General features: G+C 56.4%; 21 protein-coding genes and 1 pseudogene. 6 read left to right on the top strand and 16 right to left on the bottom strand.

Annotated features, from left to right (window positions below; all coding sequences use genetic code 11):
• Window positions 1–43: 43 nt before the first annotated feature.
• Entirely contained in the window at window positions 44–97 is a 54-nt protein-coding gene (mgtL, locus tag GJ746_RS25565; protein ID WP_227852784.1) for a mgtA regulatory leader peptide MgtL, read from the bottom strand.
• 180 nt (window positions 98–277) lie between these two features.
• Between mgtL and treR the strand changes: the two genes are divergently transcribed.
• The 3 genes from treR to treC all read left to right on the top strand — a co-directional run bounded on the left by treR (window position 278) and on the right by treC (window position 4481).
• A complete protein-coding gene (gene treR, locus GJ746_RS02735) occupies window positions 278–1225 on the top strand; it encodes a trehalose operon repressor TreR (protein WP_154678827.1) in 948 nt (315 codons plus the stop codon).
• A 128-nt stretch (window positions 1226–1353) separates the two neighbouring features.
• Complete coding sequence (gene treB, locus GJ746_RS02730; protein ID WP_154678826.1) at window positions 1354–2772, top strand: PTS trehalose transporter subunit IIBC; 1419 nt, start codon at window positions 1354–1356, stop codon at window positions 2770–2772.
• 53 nt (window positions 2773–2825) lie between these two features.
• On the top strand, window positions 2826–4481 hold the full coding sequence (treC, locus tag GJ746_RS02725; protein ID WP_154678825.1) for an alpha,alpha-phosphotrehalase: 1656 nt from the start codon (window positions 2826–2828) through the stop codon (window positions 4479–4481).
• A 238-nt stretch (window positions 4482–4719) separates the two neighbouring features.
• Here treC and celB read toward each other — a convergent pair whose 3' ends face one another.
• The 3 genes from celB to GJ746_RS02710 form a co-directional block, all read right to left on the bottom strand.
• Window positions 4720–6075, bottom strand: coding sequence for a PTS cellobiose transporter subunit IIC (gene celB / locus GJ746_RS02720; protein WP_154678824.1), 1356 nt, complete (start codon window positions 6073–6075; stop codon window positions 4720–4722).
• Between the two features lie 26 nt (window positions 6076–6101).
• Window positions 6102–7409 (bottom strand): 6-phospho-beta-glucosidase, encoded by a 1308-nt coding sequence (locus tag GJ746_RS02715; protein WP_154678823.1) that lies wholly within the window; start codon window positions 7407–7409, stop codon window positions 6102–6104.
• 79 nt (window positions 7410–7488) lie between these two features.
• Window positions 7489–7797 (bottom strand): PTS sugar transporter subunit IIB, encoded by a 309-nt coding sequence (locus GJ746_RS02710; protein WP_154678822.1) that lies wholly within the window; start codon window positions 7795–7797, stop codon window positions 7489–7491.
• A gap of 257 nt (window positions 7798–8054) precedes the next feature.
• Here GJ746_RS02710 and GJ746_RS02705 point away from each other — a divergent pair, with 257 nt between their 5' ends.
• The 3 genes from GJ746_RS02705 (at window position 8055) to nrdG (ending at window position 12112) form a co-directional block, all read left to right on the top strand.
• On the top strand, window positions 8055–8798 hold the full coding sequence (locus GJ746_RS02705; protein ID WP_154678821.1) for a MurR/RpiR family transcriptional regulator: 744 nt from the start codon (window positions 8055–8057) through the stop codon (window positions 8796–8798).
• Window positions 8799–9166: 368 nt separating this feature from the next.
• Window positions 9167–11305 carry an anaerobic ribonucleoside-triphosphate reductase gene (gene nrdD, locus GJ746_RS02700; RefSeq protein WP_154678820.1) on the top strand — a complete coding sequence of 713 codons (2139 nt, stop codon included), beginning with the start codon at window positions 9167–9169 and terminating at the stop codon, window positions 11303–11305.
• Between the two features lie 342 nt (window positions 11306–11647).
• On the top strand, window positions 11648–12112 hold the full coding sequence (gene nrdG, locus GJ746_RS02695; RefSeq protein ID WP_154678819.1) for an anaerobic ribonucleoside-triphosphate reductase-activating protein: 465 nt from the start codon (window positions 11648–11650) through the stop codon (window positions 12110–12112).
• Between the two features lie 7 nt (window positions 12113–12119).
• On the opposite strand, the pseudogene GJ746_RS02690 reads toward nrdG, so the two are convergent.
• From GJ746_RS02690 to cybC, 12 genes and pseudogenes are all read right to left on the bottom strand, one after another.
• Window positions 12120–12425, bottom strand: a pseudogene (locus GJ746_RS02690) (type II toxin-antitoxin system RelE family toxin).
• A 64-nt stretch (window positions 12426–12489) separates the two neighbouring features.
• Window positions 12490–14400 carry a BglG family transcription antiterminator gene (locus tag GJ746_RS02685; RefSeq protein WP_154678818.1) on the bottom strand — a complete coding sequence of 637 codons (1911 nt, stop codon included), beginning with the start codon at window positions 14398–14400 and terminating at the stop codon, window positions 12490–12492.
• A gap of 22 nt (window positions 14401–14422) precedes the next feature.
• Window positions 14423–15574 carry a lactonase family protein gene (locus tag GJ746_RS02680; RefSeq protein WP_154678817.1) on the bottom strand — a complete coding sequence of 384 codons (1152 nt, stop codon included), beginning with the start codon at window positions 15572–15574 and terminating at the stop codon, window positions 14423–14425.
• Between the two features lie 142 nt (window positions 15575–15716).
• Window positions 15717–16457 carry a 2-dehydro-3-deoxy-phosphogluconate aldolase gene (gene dagF / locus GJ746_RS02675; RefSeq protein ID WP_154678816.1) on the bottom strand — a complete coding sequence of 247 codons (741 nt, stop codon included), beginning with the start codon at window positions 16455–16457 and terminating at the stop codon, window positions 15717–15719.
• Window positions 16454–17572 (bottom strand): DgaE family pyridoxal phosphate-dependent ammonia lyase, encoded by a 1119-nt coding sequence (locus GJ746_RS02670; protein ID WP_154678815.1) that lies wholly within the window; start codon window positions 17570–17572, stop codon window positions 16454–16456. Before GJ746_RS02670 ends, dagF begins: the two co-directional genes overlap by 4 nt.
• On the bottom strand, window positions 17556–18689 hold the full coding sequence (locus tag GJ746_RS02665) for an amidohydrolase/deacetylase family metallohydrolase (RefSeq protein ID WP_154678814.1): 1134 nt from the start codon (window positions 18687–18689) through the stop codon (window positions 17556–17558). The genes GJ746_RS02670 and GJ746_RS02665 overlap by 17 nt, the downstream gene beginning before the upstream one ends.
• 42 nt (window positions 18690–18731) lie before the next feature.
• Window positions 18732–19376 carry a DUF4310 family protein gene (locus tag GJ746_RS02660; protein ID WP_154678813.1) on the bottom strand — a complete coding sequence of 215 codons (645 nt, stop codon included), beginning with the start codon at window positions 19374–19376 and terminating at the stop codon, window positions 18732–18734.
• 12 nt (window positions 19377–19388) lie between these two features.
• A complete protein-coding gene (locus GJ746_RS02655) occupies window positions 19389–20165 on the bottom strand; it encodes a DUF4311 domain-containing protein (protein WP_154678812.1) in 777 nt (258 codons plus the stop codon).
• A 21-nt stretch (window positions 20166–20186) separates the two neighbouring features.
• Complete coding sequence (locus tag GJ746_RS02650) at window positions 20187–20486, bottom strand: DUF4312 family protein (protein ID WP_154678811.1); 300 nt, start codon at window positions 20484–20486, stop codon at window positions 20187–20189.
• A gap of 2 nt (window positions 20487–20488) precedes the next feature.
• Window positions 20489–20851, bottom strand: coding sequence for an SFCGS family glycine-rich protein (locus GJ746_RS02645; protein WP_110276583.1), 363 nt, complete (start codon window positions 20849–20851; stop codon window positions 20489–20491).
• Window positions 20852–20862: 11 nt separating this feature from the next.
• Complete coding sequence (locus GJ746_RS02640) at window positions 20863–21201, bottom strand: PRD domain-containing protein (RefSeq protein ID WP_154678810.1); 339 nt, start codon at window positions 21199–21201, stop codon at window positions 20863–20865.
• 415 nt (window positions 21202–21616) lie between these two features.
• On the bottom strand, window positions 21617–22003 hold the full coding sequence (gene cybC, locus GJ746_RS02635) for a cytochrome b562 (protein ID WP_154678809.1): 387 nt from the start codon (window positions 22001–22003) through the stop codon (window positions 21617–21619).
• Between the last annotated feature and the right edge of the window lie 15 nt (window positions 22004–22018).

Genomic DNA, 22018 nt, shown 5'->3' with positions numbered 1-22018 from the left:
ACATCGCTGCTTTACGCTTCCGGTAAAGCAGCGCTAAGCAGGTTTACCGGAAAAAAAGATGGCTCCATCGAGGATGAGGAGTGGGATCGGGGTCCATAAAATCTCCGGCAAGTGAAAACAAACGGCGCAAATTATAATGCTGCCAATAATATATTTGTGGCTATTATGGCAATGATACCGCCGGGCAACTAAACCAGAAGTAAACCAGACTTTGCTCATTGCGGTTTCGTTGAGTAGCATTAGGCTCACTTTAAGCAGACCACAACGAGAACCCCGCATGCAAAACCGGCTGACCATCAAAGATATCGCGCGCTTAAGCGGCGTCGGGAAATCGACGGTATCACGCGTGCTGAATAACGAAAGCGGCGTGAGCGAACGCACTCGCGAGCGGGTAGAAGCAGTGATGCAGCAGCACGGATTTTCGCCGTCGCGTTCCGCCAGGGCGATGCGCGGTCAGAGCGACAAAGTGGTGGCGATTATCGTCACCCGTCTGGATTCGCTCTCGGAAAATCTCGCCGTACAGACCATGCTTCCGGCTTTTTACGAGCAGGGTTACGATCCGATTATGATGGAAAGTCAGTTCTCTCCAGCGCTGGTTCAAGAGCATCTTGGCATACTTGCCCGCCGCAACATCGACGGTGTGGTGCTGTTTGGTTTTACCGGCATCCAGGACGAGATGCTCGCTCCGTGGCGCGAGACGCTGGTGCTGATGGCCCGCGATGCGCCGGGAATCGCCTCCGTGTGCTATGACGATGAAGGGTCGATTAAGATGCTGATGCAGCGCCTGTACGATCGCGGTCATCGCCATATCAGTTTTCTCGGCGTGCCGCATAGCGACGTGACCACCGGGCAACGCCGCCACCAGGCTTATCTTGATTTCTGTAAGAAAAAACACCTCACCCCCTGCGCCGCTTTACCCGGGCTGGGAATGAAACAGGGCTACGAAAACGTCGCCAGAGTGCTCTCCGCTGAGACCAGCGCGCTGGTCTGCGCCACCGATACCCTCGCCCTCGGAGCCTGTAAATTTCTCCAGCAGCAGGGAATCGAGAATCTTCAGCTTGCCAGCGTCGGCAGCACGCCGCTGATGAAGTTTCTTCATCCGGAGATCCTGACCGTCGATCCCGGCTATCCCGAGTCCGGACGCCAGGCGGCACAGCAGCTGATCGAGCAGATCGCCGGCAACCGGGAACCCCGCCAAATCATCATTCCCGCCGTATTAAATTAGCCCTGCCGGGACGATTTATGTGATCTTCGCTGCGTTTCGGGAACGTTCCCATTTTGCAATTCAAACGGAGCGGTTAGGATCCGTCGCAAGTTAAATACAACCTCTCCCCTCGGTCATGAGGCCTCATCATGAGTAAAGTGAATCAGCAGGACATCGATAAACTTATCGAACTGGTGGGCGGACGCGACAATATCGCCACCGTCAGCCACTGTATTACCCGTCTGCGCTTTGTGCTGAATAATCCAGCCGTTGCCAGACCTAAAGAAATCGAACAGCTACGCATGGTGAAGGGCTGCTTTACCAACGCCGGACAGTTCCAGGTAGTGATCGGCACCGAAGTGGGCGACTACTACAAGGCGCTGCTGGCAACCACCGGGCAGGCCAGCGCGGATAAAGAGCAGGCCAAAAAAGCCGCCCGGCAGAATATGAAGTGGCATGAACAGCTCATTTCACACTTCGCGGAGATCTTCTTTCCGCTGCTGCCTGCATTGATCAGCGGCGGCCTGATCTTAGGCTTCCGCAACGTGATCGGCGATCTGCCGATGAGCAACGGCCAGACGCTGGCGCAGATGCACCCGTCGCTGAAAACGCTTTATGACTTCCTGTGGCTGATTGGTGAGGCGATCTTCTTCTACCTGCCGGTAGGGATCTGCTGGTCAGCGGTGAAGAAAATAGGCGGTACGCCGATCCTCGGCATCGTGCTGGGCGTCACGCTCGTTTCTCCGCAGCTGATGAATGCCTATCTATTGGGTCAACAGATGCCGGAAGTGTGGAACTTCGGCCTGTTCACCATTGAGAAGGTCGGCTACCAGGCGCAGGTTATTCCGGCCCTGCTGGCGGGGCTGGCGCTCGGCTTTATCGAAACGCGTCTGAAACGCATCGTGCCTGACTACCTCTATCTGGTGATAGTACCGGTCTGTTCGCTGATCCTGGCGGTATTCCTCGCCCACGCTTTTATCGGCCCGTTTGGCCGCATGATTGGCGACGGCGTAGCCTGGGCCGTTCGCCACCTGTTAACCGGCAGCTTCGCCCCGATTGGCGCCGCGCTGTTCGGCTTCCTGTACGCGCCGCTGGTGATTACCGGAGTCCATCAGACCACGCTCGCCATCGACATGCAGATGATTCAAAGCATGGGCGGTACGCCGGTATGGCCGCTGATCGCGCTGTCCAACATCGCCCAGGCATCGGCGGTCGTGGGGATAATTATCGCCAGCCGCAAAAAGAATGAACGCGAAATCTCCGTCCCGGCGGCCATTTCCGCCTACCTCGGCGTAACGGAACCGGCGATGTACGGTATCAACCTGAAATACCGCTTTCCGATGCTGTGCGCGATGGTTGGCTCCGGTCTTGCCGGGCTGCTGTGCGGACTGAACGGCGTGATGGCCAACGGTATCGGCGTCGGTGGCCTGCCGGGCATCCTCTCCATTCAGCCCACCTACTGGCAGGTTTACGCCCTGGCGATGGTCATCGCCGTGGTGGTGCCGATTGTGCTGACGACGATTGTCTACCAGCGCAAATTCCGCCAGGGCACCTTACAGATTGTCTGACTTCTTATTTTCGGGGCGCGCTGTCGCCCCCTTTTTTGTAGCAGGAACGCAATATGAATACCCTTCCCCTCTGGTGGCAAAACGGCGTTATTTATCAAATCTATCCGAAGAGTTTCCAGGACACGACCGGCAACGGCACCGGCGATCTGCGCGGCGTCACCGCCCGTCTCGACTATCTGCAGAAGCTCGGCGTTGACGCCATCTGGCTGACGCCGTTCTACATCTCGCCGCAGGTGGATAACGGCTATGACGTGGCCAACTATACCGCTATCGACCCCGCCTACGGCACGCTGGACGATTTCGATGAACTGGTGGCTCAGGCGAAGGCGCGAGGCATTCGTATCGTGCTGGATATGGTACTGAACCACACGTCTACTGAACACGCCTGGTTCCGCGAAGCGCTCAATAAAGAGAGCCCGTATCGCCAGTTCTATATCTGGCGCGACGGCGAACCGACCACCCCGCCGAACAACTGGCAGTCCAAATTTGGCGGCAACGCCTGGCAGTGGCACGCCGAAAGCGAGCAATACTATCTGCATCTGTACGCCGTTGAGCAGGCGGACCTGAACTGGGAAAACCCGGCGGTACGCGCGGAGCTGAAAAAAGTCTGCGAATTCTGGGCCGACCGCGGCGTTGACGGCCTGCGTCTGGACGTGATCAATGTCATTTCCAAAGACCAGACCTTCCCGTCCGATACCGCTGGCGATGGCCGCCGCTTCTATACCGACGGCCCGCGGGCGCACGAATTTTTGCAGGAGATGAGCCGCGATGTCTTCACTCCACGTAACCTGATGACGGTGGGCGAAATGTCCTCCACCACCCTTGAGCATTGCCAGCAGTATGCGGCGCTCGACGGCAGCGAAATATCGATGACCTTTAACTTCCACCATCTGAAGGTGGACTATCCCGGCGGTAAAAAGTGGGAGCTGGCGCGCCCGGATTTTGTGGCGTTGAAATCGTTGTTCAGCCACTGGCAGCAGGGGATGCACAACCGTGCGTGGAACGCGCTGTTCTGGTGTAACCACGACCAGCCGCGCATCGTCTCCCGCTTCGGTGACGAAGGCGAATACCGTGTCCCGGCGGCGAAAATGCTGGCGATGGTGCTGCACGGTATGCAGGGCACGCCCTATATCTATCAGGGCGAAGAGATAGGTATGACCAACCCGCACTTTACACGTATTACCGATTATCGCGACGTAGAGAGCCACAATATGTTTATTGAACGCGCCGCGCAGGGGCAGGATCACGATGAACTGCTGGCGATTCTGGCCAGTAAATCGCGCGATAACAGTCGTACGCCAATGCAGTGGAGCGGCAGTGAACACGGTGGGTTTAGCGCTGGTGAACCGTGGATTGCGCTGTGCGATAACTATCATGAGATTAACGTTGAAGCGGCGCTGGCGGACCCGGAATCGGTGTTTTATACCTATCAGCGGTTGATTACGCTACGCAAAAACACGCCGGTGCTGACCTGGGGCGACTATCAGGATCTGTTGCCGGACCATCCGTCGCTGTGGTGCTATCGCCGCCAGTGGCAGGGGCAAACGCTGGTTGTCGTCGCTAACCTGAGTCGCGAGTTCCAGCGCTGGCAGCCGGAAGCGATGAGCGGGGACTGGCAGGTGCTGATGAGCAACTACGCGGAAGCGGCGAACCGCCCTGCCGATATGACCCTGCGCCCGTTTGAAGCGGTATGGTGGCTACAGAAGTAAAACCCCTTCCCGGCTTGCGCTACGCTTAGCCGGGCTACCAGGGCAGTGGAATCGTGTAGTTAGGTAGCCCGGGTCAGGCGTTTACGCCGCGACCCGGCAGACGCCGGGATTAATGTATCGGTGTGGCTTCTTCCCGGTGGCGCTGCGCTGACCGGGCTACAGGTTCACCATCTTCTGCGGGCCGGTAGCCCGGACAGGCGCGTCAAGCGCCGCCTCCGGGAACAAGACCGCAGAGGCATCAGATACGGTCAGCCACAGACAGCGTCGCGCTGGCTTCCGGCTGCGCTGAAGCCTGCTCTTCTTTCGCTTTCAGGCGATCCCAGGCGCGGAAGAACGGATAATAGATCACCAGCGAGATCGCCAGGTTCACCACCTGCAGCACCGCCCCGGAAATATGTCCCCCCGTCGCCAGATAGCCGCTCATAAAAATAGGCGTGGTAAACGGCAGCGCAATCCCCGCAGGCTTCATCACCAGTCCGGTAGCCATCGCGGTATAAGAGACAATCACCAACAGCACCGGCGTCAAAATAAACGGCAGGAAGAAGTACGGGTTCATCACCAGCGGAATGCCGAATACCATCGGTTCGCTGATATTAAACAGCGCCCCCGGCGCGGCGATTTTCCCCAGCTGTTTCATCTGCTGGCTACGGCTGCGCAGCAGCATAAAAATCACCAGCCCCAGCAGCGCTCCGGTACCGCCGGGCGCGATCCACAGGTCATAAAACTGCTGGGTGATGATGTGCGGGATCGGCAGCCCATTCTGGAACGCTTCGAGGTTCTCCGACATATTCGACAGCCAGACCGGGCGAATAAATACCAGCACGATAGTGTCGCCATGCAGCCCCAGAGTCCACAGAATGCCAATCAGGATCACCGAGATAATCATTCCCGGCAGGGATCCGCCCACGTGCGACATGGGAATACCGATAAGCGTAGTGATCATGCTATTTATATCGCCGAACGGCGAGGCTTCGACGATCAGGCGCAGGGCCAGCACAACGGCCAGTACGCAGAAACCGGGGATCAGGGCGAGAAAGGACTTCGCCACCGCCGGTGGGACGCCGTCCGGCATGCGGATCACCAGATTACGGCTGGCGACCAGACGGTAGATCTCCGTCGAGAGCAGCGAAATCACAATCGCCACAAACAGCCCCTGGCTGCCAATCATCCCCACCGGCAGCACGCCTTTTACGATTTGCGCCGCCGAACCATCTGCGGGGGTAAAAAGCGTCACCTGCGGAATGGTCATCACAAACGCCACAAGCGACATCGCCCCGGCGCTTAGCGGGTCCAGAGTGCGATACTTCTCCGCCAGCCGGTAGGCAATGCCGAACGCGGAGATCAGCGCCATGATGTCGTAGGTTGCTTTGACCGGGTACAGCATCTTGTCGCGCCAGGCATCGCCAAACACGCTGGCCATCATCTCACCGTAGCCGGGGATCGGCAGGTAAGCGAATATCAGGAAAAATGACCCAATCAGCATAAACGGCATATTGAGAATAATGCCGTCGCGTACCGACAGGACATGCTTCTGACCGCCGATTTTCAGCGCGGCGGGCATGACATAGCGTTCAATAAATGAAGTACGAGACATAGTGGTATCCCCGAAGGCGGAAAAGTTTAGTTAAACTGCGTTAACCAGGGGCGGTTGATGGTTAACACCTCATCAAGCAGCGCCTGAGCGTCGGTGACATTACCGACCAGCGGGTTACTGACCAGCGCCAGCAGCGCGCTATCGCGACAGCCGTGGACCGCGGCCTCAATCGTCAAGCGCTCGAAGGCTTTCACCTGTTGCGTCAGACCGTTCATGATCGGCGGCAGCGCGCCAAAAGCCAGCGGTCGTGCGCCCTGCGCGTCGATGATGCTGTTAATTTCCACCACCGCATCATCATCGAAGCCGTGAATCGCGCCGTTGTTACGGGTATTCACCACCATTTCCTGACCGAGATTGTTGTAGATGGCGTTAATCAGTTCGACCGCCACTTCGGAGTAGTATGCCCCGCCGCGGAAGCTCAGCTGTTCGGGCTTTTCATCCAGTTCGGGCCGGGCGTAAATCTCAAACAGCTCCTGTTCCACCTTCATCACCTGCTCAGCGCGGGTGCCTTTGGTTTTTGCCGCTGCAATCTCCTCCGCCAGCATTGCCGGAGTCAGCCAGAAATAACGGTGATAGGGACAGGGGATCGCCTTCAGGGCGCGAAGAAATTCCGCCGGCCACGGCAGCGATTTAATGTTGTTCATCGACAGCGATTTACCATCGCACAGCATATCAAGAACCTTACTGGTCACATCTTCCCGCCCCTGCATCACCTTATGTACCCAGACCATGTGATTCAGCCCGGCGAAGCTCAGCCTGACCTCCTCTTCTTTTGCCTCCAGCATTCCGGCGATCATGTGGTGCATATTGATGGGCACGTTGCACAGGCCGATGATTTTGGCGCTGCTGTAGCGACTCACGGCTTCCGTCACGATCCCTGCCGGATTAGTGAAATTGAGGATAAAGGCGTCGGGCGCCAGCGCTTCGACCTTACGGGCGACCTGCAAAATCACCGGGATAGTGCGCAGCGCTTTGGCAAATCCGCCGACGCCGGTCGTTTCCTGGCCCAGCAAATTGTACTTCAGCCCTAAACGCTCATCCGCCGCCCTGGCCGCCAGTTGCCCAACCCGTAGCTGAGTCAGCACGAATTTAGCGCCGCGAATGGCCTCATCCAGGCCGAAATGCACGCTGACCTTTACCTGTTCGAGGCCCTGACGCTTTAGCATGCGCCGGGTCAGCGCGGCGATTATCGTCACTTTCTCGCGCCCGGCCTCAACATCGACCAGCGCCAGCTCCGTCACCGGGATCTGCTGATGGCGAAGGATAATTCCTTCAATAAGCTCCGGCGTATAGCTGCTGCCGCCGCCGATTACGGCAATTTTCAATGCGTGCATAGTGGCCTCATTTTTGGCGTACAGATCTCCGCGCCAAGCCGCATGGGCTTCGCGAAAAAAACGCGTGAATGGGAAAGAGTTAGTGGTTCAGCAGAGCGAGCGCTTTATCCAGGACCGCAGCGCCGCGCATCATGCCGTAATCTGCCATATCGATCACCGCGACCGCTTTTCCATGGGGTGCAGCGAGCTCCGTCAACCGCGCCGCTTCATACTTCACCTGCGGCCCAAGTAAAATCACATCGGCATTCGGCAATTCGCGCTCAAATTCTGCGACGGGTACAGCGTAAATCTCCAGCGCCAGCGCGCGCTGCTGCGCCTCGGCTTTCATTTTGTTGACCAGCATGCTGGTGGACATTCCGGCGGCGCAGCACAGTACAATACGTTGCATAAATCCTCCCAATGGGTTTTGCTTGAGCGAGCGCTAAATAAACATCATCGACTATAGGACGATGGGTTGGCATGGGTGAAGGCTATATGAAAATTTTTTTCACGTACGTGATCGGGACGTTGTTTTTCACCCTTTGACTCATCCATAAACGCAAAAAAGGCAATAATTCCAGGCGTTACGGGTGATTAAATGGTATAAAAGGCATCATTATTTGAAAAATATTTTCAAAATACGATGCGGAAACAGGGGCTGAAAGCATGGATATCGTAGGACAGTTACAGGAAGGCATGACCCGCTTTAGCACTCAGGAATCAAAAGTCGCGGCATTTATTCTGGAAAACTTAAGCTTTACCGCCAGCGCTTCGATTGATGAACTGGCGATGCGCGCCGGCGTGAGCGCGGCCACTATTACCCGCTTTGCCCGCTCGGTAGGCTGCGATGATATTCGTGATTTGCGTAAACAGCTGGCGCAGGCTTGTGAACGTCGCACCAGCTGGCTGAACGAGGATAGCTCCGCCCTGCCCGCAGCCTGGCGCGACACCTTAAGCCTGGTTAACAGCAATCTCGAGCATCAGCTGGTGAGCACGTCAGAAGCCACGCTGCAAAAACTGCGTACGCGTCTGCGAAACGCCCGTGCCGTCCACTGTTTCGCCCTTGGCGCCGAGGATATCGCGCTGGCGACGCTGCTTCAGCACCAGCTGCTCTCAATAGGCATCGTCATTAATCTATGCCAGGACAGCGCCCTGATGCGGATGATAGCCAGCACCCTCAGCGACGATCATCTCTTACTGGTACTGGCAACCGGCGAGGCCGATGCGATTTTGCAGGGCGCGACTCTGCTGGCCCGGGTCCAGGAAGCGACGATTTTCGCTCTCACTCCCGCCAACCATTCATTGAGCAATATGGCCTCCGCCCTGCTGCCGCTGCCTGCGAACGCGCAAGCCGCACGCTACGCCCTGCTGCTGCTGGTCGATCTACTTAACGATTCGCTGCTCGCCTGAGCTCCCCTCTCCCGGGCCTGGATAATCGCCGTTCAGGCCAATTTTTGCTTATTTTATAATCAGATAAATTTACATTTAGCGCTAATGCCCATCATTCCTGCTCTCCTCTTTTTACTTTGTTCTGCATCAATAAAATTGCAAACATCTTTGATGCAAAGCACTACATATAGAACTTAAAATGCGTCCCGGCCCCACATATTGTATTAATAGTCTATTATGTCACCACAACCTATCGTAGTCTGGCGGTGATGGGATGTGGATAAAAAGGGCCAGGATCGGAGGTAAGCGGCGGCAGCTATGGGCTTCGTGACTTCGATTGACCTTCCGCCTCTGTGGATAACCTGTTCTATAAAAAGTATGGAGTGATCATGACACCGCATGTGATGAAACGCGATGGCTGTAAAGTGCCGTTCAAGTCAGAGCGCATTAATGAAGCAATTCTACGTGCAGCTAAAGCAGCGGGAGTCGATGACGCAGACTATTGCGCCACCGTCGCAGAAGTCGTTAGCCAGCAAATGCAGGGCCGCGCCCAGGTTGATATCAACGAGATCCAGACCGCCGTTGAGAATCAGCTGATGTCAGGCCCGTACAAGCAGCTTGCGCGCGCCTACATTGAATATCGCCATGACCGCGATAGCCAACGTGAAAAGCGCGGCCGTTTGAACCAGGAGATTCGCGGCCTGGTTGAGCAAACCAACCCGGCGTTACTCAACGAAAACGCCAATAAAGACAGTAAAGTCATCCCCACCCAGCGCGATCTGCTGGCGGGTATCGTCGCCAAGCACTACGCGCGTCAGCACCTGCTGCCGCATGACGTGGTGATGGCCCACGAGCGCGGCGTGATCCACTATCACGATCTCGACTACTCCCCGTTCTTCCCGATGTTCAACTGTATGCTGATCGATCTAAAAGGCATGCTGACTCACGGTTTTAAAATGGGCAACGCCGAGATTGAGCCGCCGAAATCCATCTCTACCGCGACCGCGGTAACGGCGCAGATTATCGCTCAGGTCGCCAGCCATATTTATGGCGGCACGACCATCAACCGTATTGACGAAGTGCTGGCGCCGTTCGTTGCTGAAAGCTTCAAAAAACATCGTAAAATTGCCGAAGAGTGGCAGATCCCGGATGCAGAAGGCTACGCCCGCTCGCGCACCGAGAAAGAGTGCTACGACGCCTTCCAGTCGCTGGAATATGAAGTCAACACTCTGCATACCGCTAACGGCCAGACGCCGTTCGTCACCTTCGGTTTTGGCCTTGGCACCAGCTGGGAATCGCGCCTGATTCAGCAGTCTATTCTGCGCAATCGCATCGCGGGCCTCGGTAAAAACCGTAAAACAGCGGTGTTCCCGAAGCTGGTTTTCGCTATTCGCGACGGCCTGAATCATAAGTTCGGCGACGCGAACTACGATATTAAACAGCTGGCGCTGGAGTGCGCGAGCAAGCGCATGTATCCGGATATCCTCAACTACGATCAGGTTGTGAAAGTGACCGGTTCGTTCAAAACCCCGATGGGCTGCCGCAGCTTCCTCGGCGTGTGGGAAAACGAGGACGGCGAACAGATCCACGATGGCCGCAATAACCTTGGCGTTATCAGCCTCAATCTGCCGCGCATCGCGCTGGAAGCCAGGGGCGACGAGACCGAATTCTGGAAACTTCTCGATGAACGTCTGCAGCTGGCGCGTAAAGCGCTGATGACGCGCATCGCCCGTCTGGAAGGGGTGAAGGCTCGCGTTGCGCCGATTCTGTATATGGAAGGGGCCTGCGGCGTGCGTCTGAAAGCGGACGACGACGTTTCGGAGATTTTCAAAAATGGTCGCGCGTCTATTTCTCTGGGCTATATCGGTATCCATGAAACCATCAACGCGCTGTTCGGCAACAAGCACATGTACGACAGCGAGGCGCTGCGTGAGAAAGGCGTCGCCATCGTTCAGCGCCTGCGCGAAGCGGTAGACCAGTGGAAAGAAGAGACGGGCTACGGCTTTAGCCTGTACAGCACGCCGAGCGAAAACCTCTGCGACCGTTTCTGTCGTCTGGATACCGCAGAGTTCGGCGTGATCGAAGGCGTAACCGATAAGGGTTATTACACCAACAGCTTCCACCTCGACGTGGAGAAGAAGGTGAATCCGTACGACAAAATTGATTTCGAAGCGCCTTACCCGCCGCTGGCCAATGGGGGGTTCATTTGCTACGGCGAGTATCCGAATATTCAGCACAACCTGAGAGCGCTGGAGGACGTGTGGGACTACAGCTATCAGCACGTACCGTATTACGGAACCAACACGCCAATCGATGAGTGCTACGAGTGCGGCTATACCGGTGAGTTCGAGTGCACCAGCAAGGGCTTCACCTGCCCGAAATGCGGCAACCACGACGCTTCTCGGGTGTCGGTGACCCGCCGCGTATGCGGCTATCTGGGCAGCCCGGACGCTCGTCCGTTCAACGCCGGCAAGCAGGAAGAAGTTAAGCGCCGCGTGAAGCATCTGGGCAACGGGCAGATCGGTTAATCCCGAGCGGTTTAGCCCCTCGCCCTGGTCCTCTCCCCTGAGGAGAGAAGGGACTGACCGGTGGCCGTTTGGCCACTCGGGAGCCGCTCCCGGATCGCGGCACGAAGCGCCTTATCCGGGCTACAACTACAACCGCGTATGCGGCTCTTCGTAGCCCGGCCGGGCGCAGCGACGCCGGGAGCCGTTCCCTTTACAAATGCAAAGCCCCCTCCGTTTTCGCAAAGCAATTAGCGTCATAGCAAGGCGGCAACCGAGGTTATCCCCGGGAGCGTACATTAAGTACGTGACTGGGGGAGTGAGCGCAGCCAACGCCGCTACAGCGTCAAATGGGAAGAGGAAACAATGAATTACCATCAATACTATCCGGTTGATATTGTGAATGGTCCGGGAACCCGCTGCACCCTGTTCGTTTCCGGCTGCGTCCATGAGTGCCCCGGCTGTTATAACAAAAGCACCTGGCGACTGAACTCCGGTATGCCGTTCACCGCCGGAATGGCCGAGCGCATTATTGCTGACCTCAACGATACGCGCGTCAGGCGCCAGGGGCTCTCGCTTTCCGGCGGCGACCCGCTGCACCCGCAGAACGTGCCGGAGATCCTTAAGCTGGTGCAGCGCGTTCGCGCCGAGTGCCCCGGCAAAGATATCTGGGTATGGACCGGCTACAAGCTGGACGAACTCAACGACGCGCAATTGGAAGTGGTGGAGTTAATCAACGTGCTGGTCGATGGCAAATTTGTGCAGGACCTCAAAGACCCGGCGCTGATCTGGCGTGGCAGCAGCAACCAGGTCGTGCACCACCTGAGATAGCTATCCGCTACAGTCGTTTATGAGCTTTCCTGTAGATGGCAAATTCTTCACGTTTACCCACGGCAACAACGCACACAACCACGGCTTCATCCCGCACCTGATACCCCAGACGATGTTCTGACGCTTTTAGCTTAATTTTATAACAGTCAGGGAAGTCGTGAAGATTCGATGTGAGGATTTTTCAGCACTAACACCTGCTTACTTTTAAACTGCTTTTTACCGCATCACCCAGCTTATGCCATTCCCTTAACGCTCGAGGATCGGGTTCCAGCTCATAAGGCGAACAGTAAGTGTGGCCGTTATGCCTCCACAAAGAATGAATTTGTAATGCATTCCAGCATTACATTTGAATTACATTCAGTTCCGCATAACGCCTCTCAAAACCGGCTGACGCACTCCATGGCCACCATTTTAAATTCATCAAAGCTGCGGGTGGCGGCCAGGCGGGCCATTGCGCGTTCACGCAGGAAGGTAACAAAAATATCGTAGATTGCCATCGCCTCTTCATACTCGCTTTTGCTGATGGCGAGCAGAAAGATGATATGCGCGGTCTCATCGCCCCAGGCGATACCGTGCGGGGCAATCACCGTGTAAACCACGGTCTTTTTCGCCAGCAGACCAAGGGCGTGGGGTAGCGCGATACCGTCACCGAGCATGGTACTGACGATAGCCTCACGCTCCACTACCGAATCATGAAACTCCTCCCCGACAAACCCCTCCTGCTGCAGCTGCTGGCACAGCGTGGCAAACAGCGCCTGCTGGTCCATCGGAGTATCAATCACCTGAAAATGAACCTCATCAAAATACTTATTCAGCATCCAGGGGCGGGTGCGGTCCACCAGCACCAGCTTGCCGATTTGGTCGAGCTGATAATCGGTAGGAAACGGCGCAATGGTGACCACCGGCTTATCTTTCTCGCTGATGCGCACGGTGGAGATGACAAAATCTTCGGCTATTTCTCCCCGCTGTTCATACTCGCGCTGCGAGATGGTCGCGGCAATTTCCAGCTGCGGATACTTACGTTGCAGAATGGCTTCTATCATCCGCACCATCGCGTTACTGGTATCGCATACCAGCAGTACCTGCGGCTGGCGCTGGTAACCAATGTTGTAGTGGCGTTCCAGCCCAACGCCGATATGCAGCACCAGGAAGCCAATTTCATTTTCGCTGATGGCGTAAGGCGTATATTTCCCCCAGCTGGATACCGCCGCCAGCGTCATATCCCACGCCATGGGATAGTGCTGTTTGATATTTTCGAGAAGCGGATTAGGGATCATTATCTGGTAGCGCACGCGGGTAATCATGGTCTTAATATGGGTCAGTAAATCCGCATGCAGCTGGGCGTCGTCCAGCAGATTGTAGTTATATTGCTGATTGATATAGCTCAGGATGTAGTTGACCAGCGCTTCGTCATCATCGGCGCTGATGGTGCCCGGATCGATATCCTGCACCTGGCGGGCGGCCAGATGTACGCACAGCCACTCTTCTTCCGCCGGGGCAAGCGGTTTGCCTGCCAGCTGCTGCATGGTATTTACCAGTTCGCGGGCGGCGTCGCGCACATTTTGCGCGACATCTTCGGCGCTAAAATCCGCCAGCGGATAGCCTTCGCTCACGCGACGCACGGCTACCGCACCATATAAACAGATAAAACGCTCGCCCACGTCAGTCAGGCGCACGTGGTGGCGGGTTAATGTCTCCTGCAGCACGCCTTCCAGCAGCGTCGGTACGCTGGCGTCAAACGCCTCTTCACAGATAAGCGGGTTCAGCGGCCCCTGCTGGCTCAGCTCCCACAGCAGATCGGTGAGACAGGCGCGAATGGAAACCTCGCTACCAAACAGCTTCATGCCGTGGCGCGGTCGAGTTTCGAGGGTAAGCTGATAACGTTGGAAACGCTCGCGCACGTCGACCATATCACCCTGCAGGGTAGCGCGGCTGACAAACCAGCTGTCGGCCAGGTCTTCCAGTTTGAGTGAGAAAGCGGATGTTAAAAAGCGCACCAGCAAAAAGTGGACGCGATCCGCCGCGGTACGCGGGATGTGCTGCGCTTTTGGCGCGTTCTCTTCCAGCGTCTGATAGCGCGACGGATCGTTAATAACCAGCTGATAACCGCTGCCGCGGGTGAGAATAAACTGCGCGCCGTAGTGCAGCAATAGCGCGTTCAGCGCGGAGATATCCGCGCGTACGGTACGAGTAGAAACCGACAGCCGCTGCGCCAGCTCCTCCTGCGGCAGCGTTTCGTTTTGCAACAGAGTAAACAGCTGCGCTAAACGTTGATTGGGAAATCGCATGTCAGTTCCTTTTTCTTACGGCTCAGGGTTGAGCGGTTATCACCATCAGCGACGGGCTGCCGACCGGAGTATAGTCCGGGGAGAAGGTCAGCCTGCCATCCTTCGGCGCGACGCTAAAGCGGGTAATGTTGTCGCTACGCTGGTTCATGACGTATAGCCACTGCCCTTGATTATCCAGAGTCAGGGTGCGCGGGTAGTCGCCGCGGGTCCAGACATCCTCCTGATGGCTCAGGCTGCCGTCGGCCATCACCGTAAAGTGGGCGATGCTGTTATGCAGCCGGTTGGCAACGTACAGCTGCTTACCGTCGCGGCTCAGGACCAGGCCTGCGGCAAAACTGGTGCCCTTATACTCTTTGGGCAGCGCCGAGATGGTTTTCCCCTCACGTAGCAGACCGCTTTGCTTATCAAGATGATAGAAGGTAAGCGTCGATGCCTCTTCGTTAATCAACCATAGACCATCACCCTGCTGCGTAAAGACAAAATGACGCGGCCCGGCGCCAGGAGATGAAGCATTAATAAACGGCGGCTCGTTCGGCGTTAGCTTGCCGGTGGCGCTATCCAGACGGTATTGGTAGATCCTGTCGAGACCCAAATCGGTCGAAAAAACGAATTTACCGCTGGGATCGGCGGCGATCATATGGGCATGTGGCCCATTATGATCGCTAATGGCAAAACTGCCTTCGACGGCTGCCGCCGGGCGTTCTGCGCCCGCAGGACCTTGATCCTGATGCACATCCACGGCTTCACCCAGGGTACCATCTTCTTTCACCGGCAGCACGGCGATGCTGCCGCTGACGTAATTCGCCACCAGCAGATGGCGGCCATCAGGAGTCAGGGAGAGATAAACCGGCCCGGCGCCGCCGGAAGCGACCTGATTCAGCTCGCTCAGTTCACCATTACTGCCGATGCGCCAGGCCTGTACCACGCCTTTTTCCACTTCACTGGCGGCATACAGCGATTTGCCATCCGCCGAGACGGTGAGCTGGGCGAGGTTAGGTAGTTTACCCACCAGCGCCTTATCACGCAGCGCACCGGTCTGGCTATCGACGGTAAAACGGTACAGGCCTTCCCCATTGGGGTTGTACGTGCCGACCCATGCATACTGGGTCTGCGCAGCAACGCTGGCGGCAAGCAGAGAAAGTGAAGCAACAAGCAGGTGACGAGCGATGGGCATGGTGACTCCTTGATGGTTCGTTGGGGGCTCCCCTCACCCTGACCCTCTCCCCAAAGGGTGAGGGAACCGCTCAGCGCAAAAGCGTGGGCAAGTTTTCTCCCTCTCCCTGCGGGGAGAGGGCCGGTATGAGGGGCAATAGGTACTACTTAACTAACTGTTTAGTCATCGAAAGCAGCTGGCGCACGTCTTCTGGACGGGTATTACCGCTGGCTTTATCAATGATGGAACTGTAGATATGCGGGATAATTTTACTCACGCCCGCATCCAGCGCGATCTGCAGGATCTCGCCGTAGTTTTCCAGATCGATACCACCGGTTGGCTCCAGCCAGAAATCATGGCGGGCGCAGGCCTCGGCTACCGCAATAAACTCGTCGCGATGCTTTAATCCGCCCATCGGGAAGTATTTAATCGAGCTGCCGCCCATATCTTTCAGCAGAGCAATCGCGGTTTCCAGCGGCACGATACCGTCCGGCGCGTTGCTGCTGAGCGGGCCGGTGGAGATCTTCACCATGCCCGGCGTACCGGTTGGCGAGACCAGGCCGTTGACCACGGTTTCGTTCTGCCCAAGCAGCGCGCGGCTGGTCGCTACGCCGGTAAACACCTGGTTGACGTGCTGCGGCTGAACCTGACGCGAAATTTCACTGACCATCGCCGACTGGTTCGGATCGCCCGCCCCCAGTCCTACGGAAAGCGCGTTATCAATCCGCTGCGCGTATTCACGCATATCGGCTACCGCGCTGGCGACGTCCGGATAATTTTTGGAGAGTACGCCCACCAGTACATGACCTTCCGCCGCCTCATAAATTTCGCTGGCGTTATCTTTGCTGCCCGCCAGTACGTTCAGGCAGACGCGGTCACGGTAAAAATTAGGGGTCAGTTTCATGCGTTATTTTCCTTGTTCAGAACCTCAGCGATGCGGCGGGAGACTATCTCCAGCTGCTGCGCGTTCACGCTGCGGACATCGGCTTCAATAATGCCTTCGTTGGCTTTATAACCGCGGAAGTAGATGGCATATTCACCCTGCTTCAGCGCGTTCACCAGATCGCCGGTGTTGACGCCGGTCACCGCTTCATCAAATTTAATTTCCGCCCGCGCGATATCGCGACCGGCGCTGTCCCAGACGACTCGTGCGGTCACGCCGCTAAGAGTATTAAGTTGGTTAATAAACGGCGTCATCTTCGCGACCATCTCTTCACCGGTCTCTTTCGCCGCCGTCAGGTAGTGTTCGATGGCGCAGGTCAGGCCGAGAATCCCCTCTTTGCCAACCTTCATCGCCCGGCCAATGCCGTTCGACTGGCGTTTGACCCACTCAACATATTGGGTTTTGCCGATGACCAGCCCGCTGGTCGGCCCTTCTATCGCCTTCGCGCCGCTGTAAATCACCAGATCCGCCCCCGCGCGATAATAGGCCTGGAGATCTTCTTCCGCCGCCGCATCGACAATCAGCGGTAAATTGTGGATCCGGGCAACCGCTGCCGCCTGCGCCACATTGAGCATGCTTTTCTGCACGCAGTGGTGGGATTTAATGTACAGAATGGCCGCGGTGCGCGGCGTAATCGCCGCCGCCAGCTGCTCTGCGGAACATTCGTTGGCGTAACCCGCTTCCACCAGCCTGCCGCCGCCCAGCGCTACCATGGTGCCGACCGGCGCGCCAAAGTTGACGTTATGACCCTTTGGCAAGACGATTTCGTTGTTTTCAATCGGCGTTACGTGCAGATTTTCCAGCAACCAGTCGCTGTCTTTCACCAGCACCGCCGCCACCGACTGGGCGATGCCCGCTGAAGCGCAGGAGACGACGGTCGCCCCTTCCACGTCGAGTAGCTTCGCGATATAGGCACCGGTTTTATTCACCAGGTCTTTCATTTCGAAATACTGGTTCATGCCCGCCATCGCGGCCTCAACCACTTCAGGTCGCGGCGTGGAGACGCCGAGAATGGTCATACGACCAGAAGTGTTAATGACCTGTTTTAAATCGTATTTCTCAAAAATCGAAGGCATTTTCCGCGCTCCCTTGTTCGGTCAGATAGCCCTTGCCCGCGCGAATGGCGGCAAGCGGCTGCAGAATCTTATCGGCCTGAAGGCTCTCTTTTTCAGCATCTACCAGCACCGTTGGCGTCCGCTCGAGGGTAAACAGCGTGAGATCGGCGTCATAGCCCACTTCCAGCCGCCCTTTATGCGTCAGATGCAGGCCGTCTGCGGCGTTAACGGTTACGCAGTCAATGACCTGCGGCAATGACATACCGATGGCGAGGAATTTTGACATCACCAGCGCCAGCGAACGTACCGGACCGTCAATACGGTTACGGCAGTAAATATCAGAACTAATGGTGTGCGGCAGAATGCCCATGGCAATCGCCCGACGCGCTACCTCAAAGCTAAAGCTGGCGGTGCCGTGACCGATATCAAGACGCACGCCGCGCTGTAGGGCTCGGCTAATCGAGCTCTTCAGTTCACCGGACGGCGTCAGGATGCGATTGGGCTTGCCGTTGTAGCAGTGGGTAATAATGTCGCCGGAGGTCAGCAGGTCGGCAATTTCATCAAGGTTCGGCGGATTGTTGCCAATGTGCACCATCAGCGGCAGATCGCCGTTTTCCTGCTGGATCGCCTTCGCGCGCGCCAGCGGCGTAATACCGTTTTCACCCACCACGCTGCTGCTCATCCGCGCCTTCAGGCCGACGATAAAGTTCGGGTAGCGGTTAACCGCCTGCTTCACCGCGTCCGCATCGATATTGGCCATATTGGCCAGTTCGTTCTGGGCAATCAGCCCAACGCGGGAGATATTAAGCAGGGCATAAACCTCGGTCGCGGCCTTGCGGGTCAGTTGGTAGAAGTCATCAACGTCGTCCGCACCGGTGCTTCCTGCGTCAATCACGGTGGTCACGCCGGTAGCAATCCCTACGCTGTCCGGTTCATCATGGTAAATCGGCGAGTTCGGATAACAGTGAACGTGGGAATCAATCCAGCCTGCGCTGACGTAGTAGCGGCCGTCCAGCTCAATAGTTTTACGCGCGGGAGCGCTAATCTCGCCAAGCGCCGCGATTTTACCGTCCCGGATGGCGATATCGGTGAGGGTATCGTCGACGAGGCGCGCACGGCGCAGGAGTAAATCAAACATATCTCTCTCCTGTTAACGCGGGCGCCGATGCGCCCGCAGGACTTAACTAATCGCTACCGGGAAGATGGAGCCAAGGAGCATTGCGCCGAGGATCGCGCCGCCGGTGATAGGTTTCTGCCAGATGTAGAACAGCAGTGCCCCCACCAGAGAACCAATGCCGATTGGAATAGAGGCGGTCATGGCGCTGAGGATAATCAACGGCCCGAGGAAGCGGCCGGAGGCGTTACCGGCCCCCATCATGACGTCAGCGCCGTAGGTGGAATCGCTCTGGTTGATGGTGAATTTACGCGCCAGGATGATGATGTAGCCTATCGCGAGGCCAATCACCAGACCGGTGACCAGAGAGGCGGCAAAGTTGGCGACCGGGAAAATAAAGCCCGCGCCGAGCAGCAGTGCCGGAACGCCCAGGCCAACGCCGGTCTGAATCGCTCCGCCGATATCCAGAATCCCCACCAGCGAGCCTTCGATAATACGAGCGAACAGGAAGCTGGCGCCGAACGCCGCTACCGCGCCGTAGGCTCCGGTATCAATTCCCGCTTTCAGCATCGCCACGAAGGCCACTTCGTTAAACGCACCGATGCCGTAGAGGTAGTACATATGCGTCCCGGCAAAGACGCCGGAAGAGAGCAGGCCAACAAAGATCGGGAACGACCAGTCGGCATACCAAAAACCTTTATTTTGTTCCATGAGAGGCTCCTGTTATTTACCGCTGAGCGAGTTGTGGATCAGTTCGAGCCAGTTCGGTACGGTCAGATTGAAGGATTCAATCATCTTCATATCGAAACCGCGGAAGAAGCCGCTCAGAACGAACAGCGCGACGATTGCCACCATCATCACTTTAGTGACGCGGTTCCAGCCGCTCTCTTCTACGCCTTTACCAATCAGGATACCCAGCACCAGGCCCGGAACGGCGTTACCCATAATCAGCTGCGCTGCACCGCCGAAAATCGTCGCCCAGAAGCCCGACTTTTTACCGGCATCAATCGCCGCCAGCCAGAAAATGACCGGCATCACGGTGTTAACCAACAGGTTTGCCGCCGGAACCAGCACTTTTACCGCCGTCACCTGCAACGCTTCCGGTACTGAAGAGGCGGTCAGGTTAAGGAAGGCCACAACAAGCATGCCGATAACGCCGCAGGCGATGGCCATCTTTTTCGGATCGTGCAGCGTCTCGCCGACGTTGCGGTTTTTGATCATCAGCGCTGCTGCGCCCCAGTTGGGGATGATGCGGTGGTCAACGTCCTGAGTGAAGGAACCCGCCGCGACGGAAGAGGCCCAGGCGTTGAAGAAGAAGCCCAGACCAAAAGAGAAGTGGGAAGCCGGATCGCCTTCACATGAATTCAGCTCACCCAACGTACGAAATGCGCCCATCCCTTGCGTGGTGGGCGCATGAAACATGCGTGCCGCTCCGGCGCCTACGCCGACGCCAACCAGGCCGCCGATGATGAGCGATTTTATTAATATTATCAGGAACATATTCTGACCCTTTGGTGAAAATCAGGTTTGCGTGACGAAATCCACTTTATCGAGATTAATGGCGGTCACGGTGACGGTGACGTTCAGCTCCACGCTGTAGGTCCGTCGTTCACGGCGCAGGAAGAAGAATAAAAAGGCTTCTTTCCGTACCGCTTCACGCGCATGAACAACCTCCACATCCTGTGGTTCAATACGCAGTAAGATGTGCGGCGACGTTTTCATAACCGCCGCCTGTACATGGTTCAGAGCATCGGCGAAAGCGCGTGATTTGCTCTCGCCTTTGCCGGCAACGCTCACCGTAGTGGTGAATTGCTCTTTCATACTCACACGCCGTACTTCTTCTTCCAGGCTTCAACCAGGCGTTCGCCCAGCTCTTCTTTATCCATAAAACCGAAGCCCAGTACGTTGTAACCTTCGTTGATCGCAGTAACGCCCTCATCAACGGAACGCATGCCATATTTGGCTTTGTAACCATGTTTATTCTGCGCGGTGATAGCGCCTGCGCCGCCGCTACCGCAGAAAGAGATACCGAAGGTGGCGTTTTCCGCTTTCATCATGTCGCCCAGCTTCATATCCGCGGCAACGCCCGGTACGACAACGGCGCGAGCGCCAGCTTTTTCAGCACCTGCGGCAACTTTCTGACCTTTACCCAGGCGATCGCCAATAACAACGGTGATTTGTTCCATTTGTTTGCTCCTTACAGGTTATCTTTAGCGACTTCGAAGTGGACGGACAGCAGCCAGGCTTCTTCATCTGGCAGATTGCCGAACTGCGCGACCACTTCGCGGGCCAGCATCATTGAATCTTCTGAGATCTCTTCGAACAGGCTGGCATCCACTTCCGGCAGCGGCTCGCCGCTGATTGAGCGATGGGCCATCGCCCGAACGTGGGAAGTCAGCATTTGCTCCTGAACGTCGTTAGGAACGATGTTGCGGCGGCTTAATAGTGCAAAAACCTGCTGCAGCATCTTGTCAGCCAGCCGTTCGGTTAGCCTGGCCTGCTCCTCTGTGACGTGTGTTACCGCTCCGTTATTCACTTGAATTACCCCGTTGATGTCTCTGGGGATAACCTTAGTGCGGATGAGGATGAGTTTGTAGCGAGGGGTTTTCCACTTCGAAGTGGAAAGAAGGACGGCAGGCGTGACTTATTTCACATAACCACAAAGAATATGTTCATATTGATAAATTCTCGTGATGAATATCACAACTTCTTCAGTATCACCGGGCGGTGAACAGTAGGGAAAAAAAGAGGAAAACTGTGATGATGATAAGATTTTGGTGGCGGCCTGGCCGTTTGCACGGAGCAGTGCGTCGGGGTTTGGCAGCGAGATTAGCGTGTTTCGAGAGAAATTAGCCACGATTGGGGAATTTGGCTAAAGAGATCAAGATGATGGGTAGACCGGGCAGGGCATCAGCCGCCGCCCGGCAAAAGACCAAAATAGCTAAAAGCGATTAGCGATACTTCTTATGGTAGGTATTACGAGTCGTTTTAAACTCTTCCGCTGCGGCCTGAGCTTCTTTGACTTTACCCTCGTCCGCCAGCTTCAGCGCGCCGTCAATCTGGCCGATCAGCACATCAAAACCGTGACGATAGTCTTTCATTTCTGCGCTGTCCTCCGCTTTGCCTTCCAGCTTAGGCGGCGTTTCTTTCTGGGCATCAACCGCCGCAGTACGCATCTTATTCAGCGCCGCTTTCAGCTCACCGGCATCTGAGGTTTTTTGCACCACTTGCAGGTTCTCGGCAAGGGTATCCATGTCTTCGCCCAGATCGGCGAAGGCTGATGCCGAACCCAGCGCAAAAGCAGATACGGCTAACATCGCTAACAGTTTTTTACGCATTGCTTACTTCCTTTT

It is taken from the genome of Klebsiella oxytoca, assembly GCF_009707385.1.
Lineage (GTDB): Bacteria > Pseudomonadota > Gammaproteobacteria > Enterobacterales > Enterobacteriaceae > Klebsiella > Klebsiella oxytoca_C.
This window is presented reverse-complemented; position numbering and strand designations above follow the sequence as displayed.

Coding starts and splice junctions, on each gene's coding strand:
- GJ746_RS02660 (WP_154678813.1), bottom strand. CDS start 19,376: ATGGAACAAAATAAAGGTTTTTGGTATGCCGACTGGTCGTTCCCGATC.
- GJ746_RS02710 (WP_154678822.1), bottom strand. CDS start 7,797: ATGCAACGTATTGTACTGTGCTGCGCCGCCGGAATGTCCACCAGCATG.
- treR (WP_154678827.1), top strand. CDS start 278: ATGCAAAACCGGCTGACCATCAAAGATATCGCGCGCTTAAGCGGCGTC.
- nrdG (WP_154678819.1), top strand. CDS start 11,648: ATGAATTACCATCAATACTATCCGGTTGATATTGTGAATGGTCCGGGA.
- dagF (WP_154678816.1), bottom strand. CDS start 16,457: ATGAAACTGACCCCTAATTTTTACCGTGACCGCGTCTGCCTGAACGTA.
- GJ746_RS02665 (WP_154678814.1), bottom strand. CDS start 18,689: ATGTTTGATTTACTCCTGCGCCGTGCGCGCCTCGTCGACGATACCCTC.
- celB (WP_154678824.1), bottom strand. CDS start 6,075: ATGTCTCGTACTTCATTTATTGAACGCTATGTCATGCCCGCCGCGCTG.
- GJ746_RS02715 (WP_154678823.1), bottom strand. CDS start 7,409: ATGCACGCATTGAAAATTGCCGTAATCGGCGGCGGCAGCAGCTATACG.
- treB (WP_154678826.1), top strand. CDS start 1,354: ATGAGTAAAGTGAATCAGCAGGACATCGATAAACTTATCGAACTGGTG.
- GJ746_RS02650 (WP_154678811.1), bottom strand. CDS start 20,486: ATGAAAGAGCAATTCACCACTACGGTGAGCGTTGCCGGCAAAGGCGAG.
- treC (WP_154678825.1), top strand. CDS start 2,826: ATGAATACCCTTCCCCTCTGGTGGCAAAACGGCGTTATTTATCAAATC.
- GJ746_RS02670 (WP_154678815.1), bottom strand. CDS start 17,572: ATGCCTTCGATTTTTGAGAAATACGATTTAAAACAGGTCATTAACACT.
- GJ746_RS02705 (WP_154678821.1), top strand. CDS start 8,055: ATGGATATCGTAGGACAGTTACAGGAAGGCATGACCCGCTTTAGCACT.
- cybC (WP_154678809.1), bottom strand. CDS start 22,003: ATGCGTAAAAAACTGTTAGCGATGTTAGCCGTATCTGCTTTTGCGCTG.
- GJ746_RS02645 (WP_110276583.1), bottom strand. CDS start 20,851: ATGGAACAAATCACCGTTGTTATTGGCGATCGCCTGGGTAAAGGTCAG.
- GJ746_RS02655 (WP_154678812.1), bottom strand. CDS start 20,165: ATGTTCCTGATAATATTAATAAAATCGCTCATCATCGGCGGCCTGGTT.
- GJ746_RS02685 (WP_154678818.1), bottom strand. CDS start 14,400: ATGCGATTTCCCAATCAACGTTTAGCGCAGCTGTTTACTCTGTTGCAA.
- nrdD (WP_154678820.1), top strand. CDS start 9,167: ATGACACCGCATGTGATGAAACGCGATGGCTGTAAAGTGCCGTTCAAG.
- GJ746_RS02680 (WP_154678817.1), bottom strand. CDS start 15,574: ATGCCCATCGCTCGTCACCTGCTTGTTGCTTCACTTTCTCTGCTTGCC.